We start from the raw sequence: 15,090 nt of genomic DNA on the forward strand, positions 1-15,090 counted from the left end.
CGCTATTGACTAGAAAGAACGTTCTAGCGAGACTCGATGGATGAAAAGCTTGATGCTGTCCGGTCCCGGTGCGCTCACCTGGGAAGACGTCCCTGAACCCGAGATCAGCACTCCTGAACAGGCTCTCGTCCGGCCGATCGCCCTGGCCACCTGCGATATCGATCCCGCGGTGCTGCGTGGGACGTTCCCGCTGCCTTGGCCGTATCCCTTCGGACACGAAGGCGTCGTCGAGGTGGTCGCCGTTGGAGAGGACGTGCGCGCGGTGCGGGTCGGCGATCGCGCCGTCGTCCCGTTCCAAATCTCTTGCGGCACTTGCCGACCCTGCTTGCGCGGGCATACCGGCAATTGTGCGAGTCATCCGCCGTTGTCCACCTTCGGCCTCGGCACTTTGGGCGGGCTGGCATGGGGCGGGCTGTGGGCCGACCTGGCATTGATCCCGCACGCCGACGCCATGCTCGTCCCGCTCCCGGCCGGAGTGGACCCCGCCACCGTGGCCAGCGCCAGTGACAACATCCCCGACGGCTATCGGGCCGTCGGCCCGCAGCTGGCCGCGGATCCGGGGGCGGAAGTGCTGGTCATCGGCGGTCCGGCGGCGCCGTCGATCGGGCTCTACGCGGCCGGCCTGGCCGTCGCGCTCGGCTCGGATCGTGTGGTCTACCTCGATGATGCGCCGGATCGGCTGGCGATCGCCGAGAAACTCGGCGCACAGGCCATCGAAGGCCGCCGGGATACCCGCGTCGGCCGGTTCCCGATCACCGTCGAAGCCGCGGGCGGAGCCAAGGCGCTCCGGGCCGCTGTCGACGCCACCGCCTATGACGGCTGGTGCACCAGCGTCAGCGTGCAGCTGTCCGACGTCGCGCTGCCGATCTTCGATATGTACAGCCGCTGTTGCACCTTCCATACCGGCCGCGCGCACGCTCGCCCCGTCATTCCCGCGGTGCTCGATCTCGTCGCGGCCGGTCGTTTCGACCCATCGTTGGTCACGAGCGTCACCGTGCCGTGGGACGACGCGGTAGCAGCGCTCCAGGAGACCCCGATGAAGCTGGTCGCCGTGCGCTGAAATTCGATCAAGTCCCATACCCGCGCGGCCGAGTGTGCGCCACATCGCAGAAGTACCGCCGGTGCGTTGTGCGGCGAACCTCTGGACACCCTGGAACAGGCTTCTGCACCGTCGCGCTGTGCCGAGATTACCGCCCATAATCCGGTTTGATGTGCGCTGATAGTCGTCCTGCAAGATTGTGCGATGGGTCACTTACGGCCCGGTGCGTACCCACCGCGAACCCCCGGCATCTCGGGTTATGCGTCCGTCGCGAGCCTGTGCATGATCGAATGCCGAGCTCCGGCGGTCTTTCCAAGGGGACCCTTATTAGATTTAGGGAACGAATTCCGCCACACTGGTGTTGTGAAAACCATGGGTTTGCGGAATGACGACGAAAGGGCCGGTCGCAGGGCTGGTACCGCGTCGGCGCCTGCGCCCGCCGCGGTTGGCACCGAGGGGCACACCCGCGCCGCCATCGTCCAGCTGCTGCTGGAGGACGGACCGATCACCGCGACCGCCATCGGCACCAGGCTGGGTCTCACCCCGGCCGGCGTGCGCCGGCATCTCGACGCGCTGATCGATTCCGGTCAGGCGCGGGCCAGCCGTTCCGCGCCGTGGCAGCAGAAGGGGCGCGGCCGTCCGGCCAAGCAGTACCAGCTGACAGCCGCCGGACGCGGCCGCCTCGGCCACGCCTACGACGACCTCGCGGGCGCGGCCATCCGCCAGCTCGGCGAGATCGGCGGCGAACAAGCGATCACCGAGTTCGCGCGGAAACGGGCCCGGACTATCGTGGCCGGGATCGACGCGGTCCAGGACAACGGAGTGGGCGGACCGACGGCCGAGCACACCGAGGCCAAGGCCGAGGAAATCGCGGAAGCCTTCACCGACGCCGGCTTCGCCGCCTCCACCCGCAAGGTGGGTTCGGGCGTGCAGATCTGCCAGCATCACTGCCCGGTCGCGCACGTCGCCGAGGAATTCCCGCAGCTGTGCGAGGCCGAACTCGAGGCGTTCCGCGACCTGCTTGGCACCCACGTGCAGCGGCTTGCGACGATCGCCAACGGCGATTGCGCCTGCACCACGCACGTACCGCTACTGCCGATAACGAAAAAGTCTGCTCCACAAACCGCCGCACAGCCCGCGACGGTACGAACGAACGACTCCGGAAGGAGTGCCGAATGACGACGACCACCGACCAGGTGCAACCGCTCACCCAGGAAGAAACCATTGCTTCGCTGGGCAAATACGGTTACGGCTGGGCCGATTCGGATGTGGCCGGCGCCGCCGCGCAGCGAGGTCTGTCCGAGGCGGTTGTCCGAGACATCTCGGCCAAGAAGAGCGAGACCGAGTGGATGCTCGAGCAGCGTCTCAAGGCCCTGCGCATCTTCGACCGCAAGCCCATGCCGAACTGGGGTTCCAACCTCGACGGCATCGACTTCGACAACATCAAGTACTTCGTGCGCTCCTCGGAGAAGCAGGCCGAGACCTGGGAAGACCTGCCCGAGGAAATCAAGAACACCTACGACAAGCTCGGCATCCCCGAGGCGGAGAAGCAGCGCTTGGTCTCCGGTGTCGCCGCGCAGTACGAGTCCGAGGTCGTCTACCACTCCATCCGTGAGGATCTGGAGAAGCAGGGCGTCATCTTCCTCGACACCGACACGGCGTTGAAGGAGCACCCGGAGCTCTTCCACGAGTACTTCGGCTCGGTCATCCCCGCCGGTGACAACAAGTTCTCCGCGCTGAACACCGCGGTGTGGTCGGGTGGCTCGTTCATCTACGTGCCGCCGGGCGTGCACGTCGATATCCCGCTGCAGGCCTACTTCCGGATCAACACCGAGAACATGGGTCAGTTCGAGCGCACGCTGATCATCGTCGACGAGGGCGCCTACGTGCACTACGTCGAGGGCTGCACCGCGCCGATCTACAAGTCGGATTCGCTGCACTCCGCGGTGGTGGAGATCATCGTGAAGAAGGGCGGCCGCTGCCGCTACACCACGATCCAGAACTGGTCGAACAACGTCTACAACCTGGTCACCAAGCGGGCCAAGGCCGAGGCGGGCGCGACCATGGAGTGGGTCGACGGCAACATCGGCTCCAAGGTCACCATGAAGTACCCGGCGGTCTGGATGACCGGCGAGTACGCCAAGGGTGAGGTGCTCTCGGTCGCGTTCGCGGGCGAGGGTCAGCACCAGGACACCGGCGCGAAGATGCTGCACCTGGCGCCGCACACCTCTTCGAACATCGTGTCGAAGTCGGTGGCGCGCGGTGGCGGCCGGGCCTCCTACCGTGGCCTGGTTCAGGTCAACAAGGGCGCCTACGGCTCCCGGTCGACCGTGAAATGTGATGCGCTGCTGGTCGATACGATCAGCCGCTCCGACACCTACCCCTACGTCGACATCCGCGAGGACGACGTGACGATGGGTCACGAAGCGACTGTCTCCAAGGTGTCCGAGGATCAGCTGTTCTACCTGATGAGCCGCGGCCTCACCGAGGACGAGGCGATGGCGATGGTGGTGCGCGGCTTCGTCGAGCCGATCGCCAAGGAACTGCCGATGGAATACGCGTTGGAACTGAACCGGCTCATCGAGCTGCAGATGGAAGGAGCCGTCGGCTGATGGCGACAGGTGTCATTGGAGCGGTGGAAGGCGAGAACGCCAAACCGATTCAGAACCCCGGCGCCGGAGCCGCGACCAACAAGGGCGAGGTCTTCACCTCGTTCGATGTGGACGCCTTCGAGGTCCCGTCGGGCCGCGACGAGGAGTGGCGGTTCACCCCGCTGCGCCGGTTGCGCGGCCTGCACGACGGCACCGCCGTGCGTGACGGTCAGGCCACCATCGAGGTGAACTCGGTCGAGGGTGTCACGGTGGAAACCGTCGGCCGTGACGACGCGCGTCTCGGCCAGGCCGGTGTGCCCGCCGATCGTGCTGCCGCGCAGGCGTATTCGGGTTTCGAGTCGGCGACCATCGTGTCCGTCGGCCAGGAAGTCGAGGTCGCCGAGCCGGTGGTGCTCACCGTCACCGGTCCCGGCGAGGGCAAGACAGCCTACGGCCACACGCAGATTCGGCTGGCCAACTTCGCCGTCGCCACCGTCGTGGTCGATCAGCGCGGCAGCGGAACCTACGCCGAGAACGTGGAATTCGTGCTCGGTGACAGCGCCAAGCTGACCGTCGTGCACGTCCAGGACTGGGCCGACGACGCCGTCAACACCACCGCGCACCATGCCAAGGTGGGCCGCGACGCCACGCTGCGCCACATCAACGTCACCCTCGGCGGCGACCTGGTGCGCCTGACCGCCGGTGTGCGCTACGACGGCCCCGGCGGCGACGCCGAACTGCTCGGCCTCTATTTCGCCGATGCCGGTCAGCACTTCGAGCAGCGCCTGCTCATCGACCACGCGGTCCCGAACTGCAAGTCGAACGTGCTGTACAAGGGTGCGCTGCAAGGCGATCCGAAGTCCGCGAAGGGCGATGCCCGCACCGTTTGGATCGGCGACGTGCTGATCCGCGCGGCCGCCGAGGGCACCGACACCTTCGAGGTCAACCGGAACCTGATCCTCACCGACGGCGCCCGCGCCGACTCGGTGCCGAACCTGGAGATCGAGACCGGCGAGATCGCCGGCGCCGGACACGCCAGCGCCACCGGACGCTTCGACGACGAGCAGCTGTTCTACCTGCGCTCGCGGGGCATCCCGGAGGACGCCGCCCGTCGTCTGGTCGTGCGTGGTTTCTTCCACGAGATCATCCAGAAGATCGCGGTCCCCGAGATCCGGGAGCGGCTGGAGTCGGCCATCGAAGCCGAACTCGCCGCGATCGGCGCCTGACAACACAGACCATCACCCCGCAAAGGAACGCACATCCGATGACCACCCTGGAAATCAAGGACCTGCACGTCGAGGTCGCTACGCCCGAAGGCGAAGCCAAGGAGATCCTCAAGGGCGTCGACCTCACCATCAAGTCCGGTGAGACCCACGCCATCATGGGCCCCAACGGCTCCGGCAAGTCGACCCTGTCCTACGCGATCGCCGGCCACCCCAAGTACACGGTGACCTCCGGCTCGATCACCCTCGACGGCGAAGACGTGCTGGAGATGTCGGTCGACGAGCGCGCCCGCGCCGGCCTGTTCCTGGCCATGCAGTACCCGGTCGAGGTCCCCGGCGTCTCGATGACGAACTTCCTGCGCACCGCCGCCACCGCGGTCCGTGGCGAGGCCCCGAAGCTGCGCCACTGGGTCAAGGAGGTGAAGGAGTCGATGAACGAGTTGGAGATCGACGCCGCCTTCGGTGAGCGCAGTGTGAACGAGGGCTTCTCCGGCGGTGAGAAGAAGCGCCACGAGATCCTGCAGCTGGGCCTGCTCAAGCCGAAGATCGCCATCCTCGACGAGACCGACTCCGGTCTCGACGTGGACGCGCTGCGCATCGTCTCCGAGGGCGTCAACCGCTACAAGGAGCGCGAGAACGGCGGCATCCTGCTGATCACGCACTACACCCGCATCCTGCGCTACATCAAGCCGGAATTCGTGCACGTCTTCGTGGGCGGCCGCATCGTCGCCGAGGGCGGCGCGGAGCTCGCCGACGAACTCGACGCCAACGGCTACACCAAGTTCCTTCCCGCGACCGCTGGAGCCTGAGATGACCGCTGTGGTCCATAACGCCCTCGACGTGGCCCGCGTCCGGGCCGACTTCCCGATCCTGGCCCGCACGGTCCGGGACGGGAAACCGTTGGTGTACTTGGACTCCGGCGCGACCTCCCAGCGGCCCCTGGTCGTGCTCGACGCGGAACGGCAGTTCCTGATCGAGAGCAATTCGGCGGTGCATCGCGGTGCGCACCAGCTGGCGGAGGAAGCGACCGACGCCTACGAGAACGCGCGCGCCGATATCGCGCGCTTCGTGGGTGTCGACGCCGGGGAGATCGTGTTCACCAAGAACGCGACCGAATCGCTGAACCTGGTTACCTACACGTTCGCCGACCCGCGGTTCCCGCACCATGTGGGCCCGGGTGACGAGATCGTCGTCACCGAGCTGGAGCATCACGCGAATCTTGTGCCGTGGCAAGAGCTCGCACGGCGTACGGGCGCGACACTGAAGTGGTACGGCGTGACCGAGGACGGCCGGATCGATCTCGATTCGCTCGAATTGTCGCCCGCCACCAAGGTTGTCGCGTTCACGCACCAGTCGAACGTGACCGGCGCGGTCACCGATGTCGCCGAAATCGTCCGGCGCGCGAAGGCTGTCGGCGCGCTCACCGTGCTCGACGCCTGTCAGTCGGTGCCGCACATGGCGGTGGACTTCCGGGCGCTCGATGTCGACTACGCCGCGTTCTCCGGGCACAAGATGTTCGGTCCCTCCGGTGTCGGTGTGCTCTTCGGCCGCCGTGCGCTGCTCGAGGAGATGCCGCCGTTCATCACGGGCGGCTCGATGATCGAGACCGTCACCATGGCGGCCAGCACCTACGCCCCGCCGCCGCAGCGGTTCGAGGCCGGTGTGCCGATGACTTCGCAGGTGGTCGGCTTGGGCGCGGCCGTGCGGTATCTCGAGGAGCTCGGCATGGACAACATCGCCGCGCACGAACACGCGCTGGTGGCGAAGGCGCTCGACGGGCTCGGCTCGATCGAGGGTGTGCGGATCGTCGGACCGACCGAGAACGTGGATCGCGGTTCCGCGGTGTCGTTCGTGGTCGATGGCATCCACGCCCATGATGTCGGCCAGATCCTGGACGACGAAGGTGTCGCCGTGCGCGTCGGGCATCACTGCGCGTGGCCGCTAATGCAGCGCATGAGCATTCCGGCGACAGCCCGCGCCTCCTTCGCCGCCTACAACACTCTCGACGAGGTGGACGCGCTGGTCGCAGCGGTGCGGAAGGCTCAGAAGTTCTTCGGCGTGAGCGCAGCGAGCGACGACAAATGAAGCACAGTGGAGTTGCATAAGACATGCGCATGGAGCAGATGTACCAGGAAGTGATCCTGGACCATTACAAGCATCCACACCACCGCGGGCTGCGGGAGCCGTTCGGCGCCGAGGTGCACCACGTCAACCCGACCTGCGGTGACGAGGTGACCTTGCGCGTGAACATCGCCGACGACGGCGAAGTCACGGATGTGTCGTATGACGGCCAGGGCTGTTCGATCAGCCAGGCCGCCACCTCGATCCTCGCCGATCAGGTCATCGGGCTGCCGGTGCAGCAGGCGCTGAAGGTGGTCGATTCCTACAGCGAGATGATCTCCAGCCGCGGCACCGTCGAAGGCGACGAGGACGTGATCGGCGACGGCATCGCCCTCGCCGGCGTCGCCAAGTACCCGGCCCGGGTGAAATGCGCGCTGCTGGGTTGGATGGCGTTCAAGGACGCGGTGGTGCGGATATCCGACTCCGAAGCGGGAAAGACCGCAATGGGCACCGACACTCCCTCCACGAATGGGGCGAACTCATGACCGAGACACCGGCCACCGAGACCGAGCAGACTGCTGCTCCGGTCGAACTCTCCGCCGAGGAGATCAAGCACCTCGAGGACATCGAGGAGGCGATGCGCGACGTCGTCGACCCTGAACTCGGCATCAATGTCGTCGACCTCGGGCTGGTCTACGGCATTTCGGTCGAGAACGAGGTCGCCAAGCTGGATATGACCTTGACCTCGGCCGCCTGTCCGCTCACCGATGTCATCGAGGATCAGACCCGCAACGCGCTGGTGCGCAGCGGCCTGGTCGAGGACTTGACGATCAACTGGGTGTGGATGCCGCCGTGGGGTCCGGACAAGATCACCGATGACGGCCGCGAGCAGCTGCGCGCACTCGGCTTCACGGTGTAGTTCCTTCGCACACTGGACAATTCGATACACGGCAAGCGAAGATCCTCCCCATACCACTTCAGGAACGGGGAGGATTCTCTTGTCTGTGCTCGGTAAGTCGGCTCTGCTCGCCGCTGTCACGTCCTCGGCAGCGGCCACCGTGTGGGCAGCCGCGCCCGCCGAGGCGGCGGGAAGGTACTTCGGCACTTTCGCCATTTCCTGGAGCACCGGGAAAGCGATTTCGGCGGTGGACCATCCGTCGAAGGTGACCGCCGACGCCAACGCCATTCGCGACTGCGGTGTCTACGACTGCGAACTCGTGCTGCGTATCGTCGACGGCTGCGGCGCCATCGCCCGCGGCGCGGACGGCAAATGGGGCTGGGCGGCCGGGGGCTCGCTCGAAAGCGCGGAGCAGGCCGCCGTGGCCTCGCTCGGCGAAGCTGCCCCGCCCTTCCCGGACCTCGGCAGTTCCCAGCCGCGCGCCGCCGCCGTCGTGACCTCCGCCTGTACCAAGAATATGCGCTGACCTCCGTCGCTCGGCCGGTCCGGATATTGCTTGGACAATCGGGGCCTTCTCGGCAATGATCTTGGCTGACATCATCTTTGAACCGGGGAGGATTCTTTGTCTTTGTCTCGTAAGGTTGCCGCGGGCGCGGTCGCGTCTTTCGCGACCGCGATCGTGTTGTCCGGTATGGGTCCCGCCAACGCGACCGCCCAGAGTGGCGTGGAAATCATGGAGGTCGAGGGTTACCACGCCACGTCCGTGGACGGCGGATTCACTGCCGCGCGCGGTGATCTCTATGGCGCGCTGGCGATTTCGCGGAGCACCGCCCGGGTGTCCTCCGCCGTGAACTACGGCAGCTGGGCCGCGGCCGAGAACGGCGCGCGGGCCGAATGCGGCCGTCGCGACTGCGATGTCGTGGTCACCTTCCGCAATGCCTGTGGTTCGGTGTCCCAGGGCGCCGACTACCGTTTCGGCTGGGCCTGGGCGGCCAACCGCGGTGAGGCCGAACGGCATTCGAACGAGGTGCTCGGCATGAGCGCTCCGCCGTTCCCGGATCCGGGTAGCGCTTCGCCGCGTCCGGCCCGGGTCGTCCTGTCCGCCTGCACGGCGAACGCGGGCTGACAACCGAGCACGCGAATGGGGTGCCCGGCTCACTCGAGCCGGGCACCCTTTTTCGTTTCTGGCTACCGGCGCAACACCTTTCGGGCCAGCCAGTTGCCGAGGAACTGGATACCCTGCACCCCGGCGATGATGATCAGCGTGGCCACCAGGGTGACCTGCCAGTCGAAGCGCTGATAGCCGTAGACCAGGGCGAAATCGCCGAGCCCGCCACCGCCGACGGTGCCCGCCATCGCGGACATGTCGACGATGGCGATCACCACGAAGGTGTAGCCGAGGATCAACGGGCCCAGCGCTTCCGGAATCAGCAGCGTGCAGATGATGCGCAGCGGGCCGGCGCCGACCGCGCGGGCGGCCTCGATCACACCGGGGTCGACGGTCACCAGATTCTGTTCGACGATACGGGCGATGCCGAACGACGCCGCCACGATCATCACGAAGGCCGCCGCCTCGGTGCCGATGGTGGTGCCGACCACCTCCAGGGTGATCGGACCGAGGGCCGCGAGCAGAATGATGAACGGGATCGGCCGCACCACATTGACCAGCACGTTCAGCACCACATTCAGCGGCGCGTTGGCCAACAGTCCGCCCTTGCGGGTGGTGTAGAGCGCGGTGCCGAGGAACAGTCCGATCACTCCGCCCACCACGAAGGTGAGCAGCACCAGATAGATGGTGGTGCCGATGGATTCGAGCAGGACCGGTTGCAGCTTGTCCCAATCCGTGTGCACGCCTACCCCTTTCCGGCTGTTTCGAGTTCGCCGATCACCTTGGCGACGGCGTCGTCCGGACCGTGCAGCGCCAGGGTCAGGCTGCCGAAAGTCTTGTCCTGCAGGGTTCTGACGCCGCCGTAGACCACCTCGAAGCGGACGTCGGCGTGCGTGGCGGTGGCCAGTGCCGCGCCGATACCGCGCTCGTCATCGATGGTGACCGTGACCAACCGGCCGCCGTGGCGCTCGGTCAGCGCCTTCCGCTCCGCGTCCGAAGGCTGGTCGTGCAGCACGGTTTCCACGAAGGACCGGGTGGGCGCCGCCCGCGGGGTCGCGAAAACCTCGAAGGTGCTGGCCAATTCGACTACCCGGCCCTCGGCGAGCACCGCCACCCGGTCGGCCACCGCGCGGATCACGTCCATCTCGTGGGTGATGACCACGATGGTGACGCCGAGCTCCCGGTTGATCTTGCGCAGCAGGCGCAGCACCTCGCCGGTGGTCTCCGGGTCCAGTGCCGAGGTCGACTCGTCGGCGAGCAACAGCGACGGTGAAGTCGCCAGCGCCCGGGCGATTCCCACCCGCTGTTTCTGCCCGCCGGACAGTTGATCCGGATAGCTGCGGGCCTTGTCGGACAGCCCGACGAACTCCAGTAGTTCGGCGACCCGGGCCTTGCGTTCGGCCCGCTTCCAGCCCGCCACCTTCAGCGGATACTCGATATTACCCGCGGCCGTGCGCGATCGGAACAGATTGAACTGCTGGAACACCATGCCGATGTCCCGGCGCAGCCGTCGCACTTCGCGTTCGGGCACCCCGGTGATGGGTGTGCCGGAGATCTCGATGGTGCCGCCGGTCGGCTTCTCGAGGGCGTTGATCAGCCGCACCAGAGTCGACTTACCCGCACCGGAGTAGCCGATGACACCGAAGATCTCACCCTTCTCGATGCGCAGATCGATGCCGTCCAGTGCGGTCTGGCGCTGCTCACCTTTGCCGAAAACCTTGCTGACCGAGCGGAATTCGACGGCCGGGACCGCGTCGCTCACTTGCCGTCGCGGGTGGTCTGCTGCACCCGGGTCAGGATCTGCGCCAAGTCCCCGGCCGGGCGGTTGACCGGCACGGCGGTGCCCTTGGTGACCTCGCTGTGCGCCTGCTGCACCGCCGGATCGCGCCAGATGTCGATGAGCTGGTTGTAGAGCGGGTTGTTCTTGTCCTCGGCCCGGGTGACGATCACATTGATGTACGGCTCGGCGGCCGGGTTGTTCGGATCATCCTTGTACAGCGCCGACTGCGGGTCCACGCCGGAGCGTTCCAGGAAGGTGTTGTTAATGATCGACCCGTCCACCGAGGCCAGCGACAGCGCCGTCTGCGCGGCGTCGACGGGAGTCACCCGTACCTTCGACGCACCCTTGTCGATATCGGCGGGGGAGGGCTGACGGGTGTCCGAGGACAGCTTCAGCAAACCGGCGGCCTGTAGGACGAACAGCGCCCGCGCCTGATTGGTCGGGTCGTTCGGGATGGCGATCTCACCGCCGGCCGGGATGTCGGCCAGGCTCTTGTGCTTCTTCGAGTACAGGCCCAGCGGCACGATGTAGGTGGAGCCGATCGGGGTGAGGGTGTCGTTGTTGGCGACGTTGTAGGCACCCAGGAATTGCAGGTGCTGGAAGAGATTCACGTCGATCTGCTTCTGCGACAGCGCCAGATTCGGCTGCTTGTAGTCGGAGAAGTTGGTGATCCGCAGGGTGATGCCCTTGTCCTTGGCCTTCTGTTCGAAGACCTCCCAGGCCTTGTCCTTGTCGGTCGTGCCGATGCGCACTACGGTGCCAGAGGAGCTCTCATCGGTACCGCAGGCGGTGAGGGTGAGGGCCGCGGTGGCTACGAGGACCGGGATCGCCAGTGCCCGAGTGAACTTCACAACTGCTCCTGATGCTTGTGGCGGATATGAACCCGGTAATCCAAGCGGGGGAGCACGGCGGCGGACAACAGTTCGAATTGTGCTGAGCAAAACTCTGGCGAATTCCTGGACGCACGTCTAGGTTGCCTGCAATGCGAAATCTGCGCCGAGTGCTGCTGATCCCCGTGCTGTTCGCCCTGCTCGTCTCGGCGGCCTGTGGCCGTGAACACAATGACGACGTGGTCCGAGTCGGTGTGAACGATCTCGCACAGCCGCACTGGAAGGTCTTCGAACGCAAGGCGGCCGAGCAAGGCATCGCGATCGAGTTCGTCAACTTCACCGACTACAACCAGCCCAACCCGGCACTGGCACAGCGGCGGATCGACCTCAACAAGTTCCAGCATGTGCGTTACCTGGCCAACTACAACGTCCGCAACAACGACACCCTGGTCCCGATCGGCGCGACCGAGATCTTCCCGCTGACGCTGTACTCGCGCAAGCACAAGTCCGTCAACGATATTCCGCGCGGTGGCCAGATCACGCTGAGCAACAATCCGGCCAATCAGGTGCGCCCGCTACTGGGTCTGGCCGCGGCCGGACTGATCGTGCTGAAGGGCGGCGCGAGCTGGGATTCCAAGATCGAGGACGTCGACGCCGTCGCCTCGAAGGTCAGCCTGAAGCCCATCGATCCCACGCTGACCGCGCAGTCGCTGGAGAGCGTGGACGCCGCTTTCGTCGACGACACCTTCGCCCGACCGGCCGGGCTGACCCAGGATCAGGTGATCTACACCGACGACCCCGAGCGTCCGGAACTGAAGCAGTACATCAATATCTTCGCCGCCCGCGCCGCCGACAAGGACAACCCGCGCTTGCTCGCGGTGGCCGCGCTCTACCACGATCCGGAGGTCGAGGCCGCGGTGCGCGCGGAGACCGGCTATCAGGGCACTTTCAAGCGCAACGATCCCGCTGATCTACAGGCGACGCTGAAAGAGCTGGAGGCCCGGTTCCGGCAGTAGTTCGCGAAGCAGCTGGCCCGAAACGGGTGTACCGGGCGTCCGCACCGGAGATGATTTGCGGTGTGGACGAGGCAAAGTACCGGGAGACCCGGGAGTCGTTGCACGGAGTCGCGGAGCTGCTGATCGCGGGGCCGCAGTATCGCGAGTTCGGGACCATCCGGCTACGTGTGGTGCTCGGCGGGTTCGGTGGCGCGAAGCTGCCGGTGTCGGTCCTGGGCACGGGGCTGGTGGGTCCGGGCGGCAGCCGGGTGCCGCTGGAGGGCACCTACAACGAGATCGCCAAAGCCGCCGGGATCGGTCCGGGAGCGCCGGAAGGGGTGTACGCCGACACCACCGGCCGGTCGCTGGACGACGAAGTGCGGGTAACCGCGGCGGCGGCCGCGATCATCGGCGATTGGTTCGCCACCGGCGACGCGGCATTGCGTTGCCTCGCGCCCGACGTCACCCCGGTGCTGTGGCCGGAGCATTTCGACCTGGCCAGCAGCCGGTCCGAGGTGAATTTCGGCGTCTCCCCGGGCGATGCCGCGCATCCCGGTCCGTACGCCTACGTCGGTCCGTGGACTCCGCGCACCGGTGAGTTCTGGAACGCGTCGTTCGGGGCGCTACGTCCACGCGAGGAACTGCCGACCGCGTCGAGCCTGCTGGCCTTCTTCGAGGAAGGGCGCGCTCGCGCGGAAGCGGACTGAGTCTGCGCCCATGCGTGCAGGTAGTCCGCGGTAGCGGTATCGGCCGGAAAATAGGCCTCGATCGCGATCTCGTCGAGGGTGACGTCGAAGGCCGCGCCGAACGTCATGATCGTGTTGAAGAAACGTAGCTCCGCGTCGCGGTGCCGGAGTTCGATCGTCATCGCGATCTCGGCGGGATCGATGCGCGCGCCCGCGGGTTCGGTGGCGAAGGAGCTCAATTCCTCGTACAACGCGATCAATTCGCCGTCGCCGGTCTGCGCGGCCTGCCGGGCGAGCCGGGGGAGCAGAAAGCCACGCAGCTGCGCCAGATTGCGCAACCGCGGCGCGAAACCACCCGGATGCAGACCCAGCCGCATCATGTTGATCGGCGGCCGCAGCAATTCCGGTTGGACGCCGTCGAGGAATATCTCGAATGCCGAATTGGCGAACAACAGATTCCACCGCCGATCCACGGCGAGCGCCGGATAGGGCTCGTGCGCCCGCAGCACGCGGTGTACAGCCGCGCGTGCTTCGGCCAAATCCGGGTCGTCCAGTGGCCGCTCCGGATAGCCGGGTGCGTGGCCCGCGGCGACCAACAGCCGATTCCGTTCGCGCAGGGGGATTTCCAGGTGTTCGGCGAAACGGTCGAGCATGCCGGGGGTGGGAGTGGTCCGCCCCGTCTCCACGAAGCTGATATGCCGCGTGGAGATTCCGGACCGCACGGACAGCGCGAGCTGACTGAGCCCGCGCCGCTCCCGCCAGTCGCGCAACAACCCGCCGATCGGGCGATCGTGATCCATCGGTCCGATCTTGCCGTGTCCCGGCGGCTCCGGCCATTACATGCCTGGTAATCGACAGGGCGGACGCGGCGCTGCCACAGTCGGCGTCATGACGAACGAAACCGAACTCGCTCCAGTCGAAACCGCCGCGCAGCGCAATAAGAATCTCGTCTTGCACGGGCTCGCCGAATTCGCCGCGGGCAATATCGAGATCCTGCGCGAGCTGCTCGACGAGAACTTCATCGAACACAGCCCGGGTAACCCCTCCGGCCGGGACGCCTTCATCGAATTCACCGCGAACGCGCCGGTCGCGCGGGCTCGGCTCGACATCAAACGGGTCATCGCCGACGACCAGTACGCGGTCGTGCACTATCTGATGACCGCACCGGGCGACGCGCGCGGCACCGCCGTCATCGACGTGTGGCGGCTGGTCGACGGGCGCATCGTCGAGCATTGGGATGTGGTGCAACCGGTGCCGGACGCGGAGCAGATCCCGCACGGCATGGTCTGACCGAGTTCAGCGCGTGCTGCCTCGCCCTTCACCGGCGAGGCGGCCGCGCCGGATCAGCGCGCGCTTGGTGCCCGGGGCGATGGGTGGCAGCGGTTCCTCGGTGACTTCTTGCGGCTCATCGGGATTCGGGCGGACGAACAGCGTCACGGTAGCGGCCGCGGTGAAGCCACTGCGGGTCATCAGGGCGGCCGAGGCGGCGTTGCGTTCCTCGACATCGGTGACGATCCGGCGCGCTCCGGCGGCGAACAGCGCCGCCGAGCACACGTCGACCAGGCGGCGGGCCAGGCCCCGTCCCTGCATGTCCGGCGCGACCGCGATCCACTCCAGATAGCCCCAGTCGTCGCGCAGTTCGAATTCCATGGAACCGAGCACGAATCCGACCACCCGATCCGAGTCGAGGGCGACCCAGCAGGCGTTGTCGTGGCTGTCCAGGTGTTCGGCGACGCTGGTCAGCGACCACGACGTGTACGGCTTGGCGGTGGTGTCGAAAACCTCGTGGCCGAGGTCGAGCACTTGGCGTAGGTGACCGAGGCCCATCGGGACGATCGCTATGGCGGAGTCCATGCCGCCAGTTTGCCAGGAGGGTGCG

General features: G+C 66.5%; 17 protein-coding genes and 1 pseudogene. 13 read left to right on the top strand and 5 right to left on the bottom strand.

What is annotated here, in order from left to right:
• Positions 1 to 40: 40 nt before the first annotated feature.
• From BJ987_RS18320 to BJ987_RS18365, 10 genes are all read left to right on the top strand, one after another.
• Positions 41 to 1,060 carry a zinc-dependent alcohol dehydrogenase gene (locus BJ987_RS18320; RefSeq protein WP_209891407.1) on the top strand — a complete coding sequence of 340 codons (1,020 nt, stop codon included), beginning with the start codon at positions 41 to 43 and terminating at the stop codon, positions 1,058 to 1,060.
• A 351-nt stretch (positions 1,061 to 1,411) separates the two neighbouring features.
• Positions 1,412 to 2,218 (top strand): helix-turn-helix transcriptional regulator, encoded by an 807-nt coding sequence (locus BJ987_RS18325; RefSeq protein WP_281070377.1) that lies wholly within the window; start codon positions 1,412 to 1,414, stop codon positions 2,216 to 2,218.
• Positions 2,215 to 3,651: a Fe-S cluster assembly protein SufB gene (gene sufB, locus BJ987_RS18330; RefSeq protein WP_209891410.1), complete on the top strand. Its 1,437-nt coding sequence runs from the start codon at positions 2,215 to 2,217 to the stop codon at positions 3,649 to 3,651. The genes BJ987_RS18325 and sufB overlap by 4 nt, the downstream gene beginning before the upstream one ends.
• The gene (sufD, locus tag BJ987_RS18335; protein WP_209891413.1) at positions 3,651 to 4,856 is read left to right on the top strand and encodes a Fe-S cluster assembly protein SufD; all 1,206 of its coding nucleotides are present in this window, start codon (positions 3,651 to 3,653) and stop codon (positions 4,854 to 4,856) included. Before sufB ends, sufD begins: the two co-directional genes overlap by 1 nt.
• 38 nt (positions 4,857 to 4,894) lie before the next feature.
• Positions 4,895 to 5,662, top strand: a complete 768-nt coding sequence (gene sufC, locus BJ987_RS18340) for a Fe-S cluster assembly ATPase SufC (protein ID WP_209891416.1) — start codon at positions 4,895 to 4,897, stop codon at positions 5,660 to 5,662.
• A 1-nt stretch (position 5,663) separates the two neighbouring features.
• Complete coding sequence (locus BJ987_RS18345; RefSeq protein ID WP_209891419.1) at positions 5,664 to 6,938, top strand: cysteine desulfurase; 1,275 nt, start codon at positions 5,664 to 5,666, stop codon at positions 6,936 to 6,938.
• Positions 6,939 to 6,961: 23 nt separating this feature from the next.
• Positions 6,962 to 7,459, top strand: a complete 498-nt coding sequence (sufU, locus tag BJ987_RS18350; protein ID WP_209891422.1) for a Fe-S cluster assembly sulfur transfer protein SufU — start codon at positions 6,962 to 6,964, stop codon at positions 7,457 to 7,459.
• Positions 7,456 to 7,833: a metal-sulfur cluster assembly factor gene (locus BJ987_RS18355; protein ID WP_209891425.1), complete on the top strand. Its 378-nt coding sequence runs from the start codon at positions 7,456 to 7,458 to the stop codon at positions 7,831 to 7,833. The genes sufU and BJ987_RS18355 overlap by 4 nt, the downstream gene beginning before the upstream one ends.
• A gap of 85 nt (positions 7,834 to 7,918) precedes the next feature.
• Positions 7,919 to 8,338: a DUF4189 domain-containing protein gene (locus BJ987_RS18360; protein ID WP_307869901.1), complete on the top strand. Its 420-nt coding sequence runs from the start codon at positions 7,919 to 7,921 to the stop codon at positions 8,336 to 8,338.
• Between the two features lie 102 nt (positions 8,339 to 8,440).
• Complete coding sequence (locus tag BJ987_RS18365; RefSeq protein WP_209891431.1) at positions 8,441 to 8,938, top strand: DUF4189 domain-containing protein; 498 nt, start codon at positions 8,441 to 8,443, stop codon at positions 8,936 to 8,938.
• Between the two features lie 62 nt (positions 8,939 to 9,000).
• On the opposite strand, the gene BJ987_RS18370 is transcribed toward BJ987_RS18365, so the two are convergent.
• Genes BJ987_RS18370 through BJ987_RS18380 form a run of 3 tightly spaced genes read right to left on the bottom strand, consistent with a single transcriptional unit; the run spans position 9,001 to position 11,551 of the window.
• Positions 9,001 to 9,663: a methionine ABC transporter permease gene (locus tag BJ987_RS18370; RefSeq protein WP_209891434.1), complete on the bottom strand. Its 663-nt coding sequence runs from the start codon at positions 9,661 to 9,663 to the stop codon at positions 9,001 to 9,003.
• 2 nt (positions 9,664 to 9,665) lie between these two features.
• Positions 9,666 to 10,682 carry a methionine ABC transporter ATP-binding protein gene (locus tag BJ987_RS18375; RefSeq protein ID WP_209891437.1) on the bottom strand — a complete coding sequence of 339 codons (1,017 nt, stop codon included), beginning with the start codon at positions 10,680 to 10,682 and terminating at the stop codon, positions 9,666 to 9,668.
• Positions 10,679 to 11,551: a MetQ/NlpA family ABC transporter substrate-binding protein gene (locus BJ987_RS18380; RefSeq protein WP_209891440.1), complete on the bottom strand. Its 873-nt coding sequence runs from the start codon at positions 11,549 to 11,551 to the stop codon at positions 10,679 to 10,681. The genes BJ987_RS18375 and BJ987_RS18380 overlap by 4 nt, the downstream gene beginning before the upstream one ends.
• Before the next feature lie 131 nt (positions 11,552 to 11,682).
• Here BJ987_RS18380 and BJ987_RS18385 point away from each other — a divergent pair, with 131 nt between their 5' ends.
• Both BJ987_RS18385 and BJ987_RS18390 read left to right on the top strand, forming a co-directional pair.
• Positions 11,683 to 12,546 (top strand): MetQ/NlpA family ABC transporter substrate-binding protein, encoded by an 864-nt coding sequence (locus tag BJ987_RS18385; RefSeq protein WP_209891444.1) that lies wholly within the window; start codon positions 11,683 to 11,685, stop codon positions 12,544 to 12,546.
• A 62-nt stretch (positions 12,547 to 12,608) separates the two neighbouring features.
• A complete protein-coding gene (locus BJ987_RS18390) occupies positions 12,609 to 13,232 on the top strand; it encodes a hypothetical protein (protein WP_307869664.1) in 624 nt (207 codons plus the stop codon).
• 29 nt (positions 13,233 to 13,261) lie between these two features.
• Here BJ987_RS18390 and BJ987_RS18395 read toward each other — a convergent pair.
• Positions 13,262 to 14,011: pseudogene (locus BJ987_RS18395) on the bottom strand (helix-turn-helix domain-containing protein); the annotation flags it as partial.
• Positions 14,012 to 14,099: 88 nt separating this feature from the next.
• Here BJ987_RS18395 and BJ987_RS18400 point away from each other — a divergent pair.
• Complete coding sequence (locus tag BJ987_RS18400; RefSeq protein WP_209891450.1) at positions 14,100 to 14,501, top strand: nuclear transport factor 2 family protein; 402 nt, start codon at positions 14,100 to 14,102, stop codon at positions 14,499 to 14,501.
• 6 nt (positions 14,502 to 14,507) lie between these two features.
• On the opposite strand, the gene BJ987_RS18405 is transcribed toward BJ987_RS18400, so the two are convergent.
• Positions 14,508 to 15,065, bottom strand: coding sequence for a GNAT family N-acetyltransferase (locus BJ987_RS18405; RefSeq protein ID WP_209891452.1), 558 nt, complete (start codon positions 15,063 to 15,065; stop codon positions 14,508 to 14,510).
• Positions 15,066 to 15,090: the final 25 nt, after the last annotated feature.

The sequence above is a fragment of the Nocardia goodfellowii genome (assembly GCF_017875645.1).
Taxonomy (GTDB): Bacteria; Actinomycetota; Actinomycetes; order Mycobacteriales; family Mycobacteriaceae; genus Nocardia; species Nocardia goodfellowii.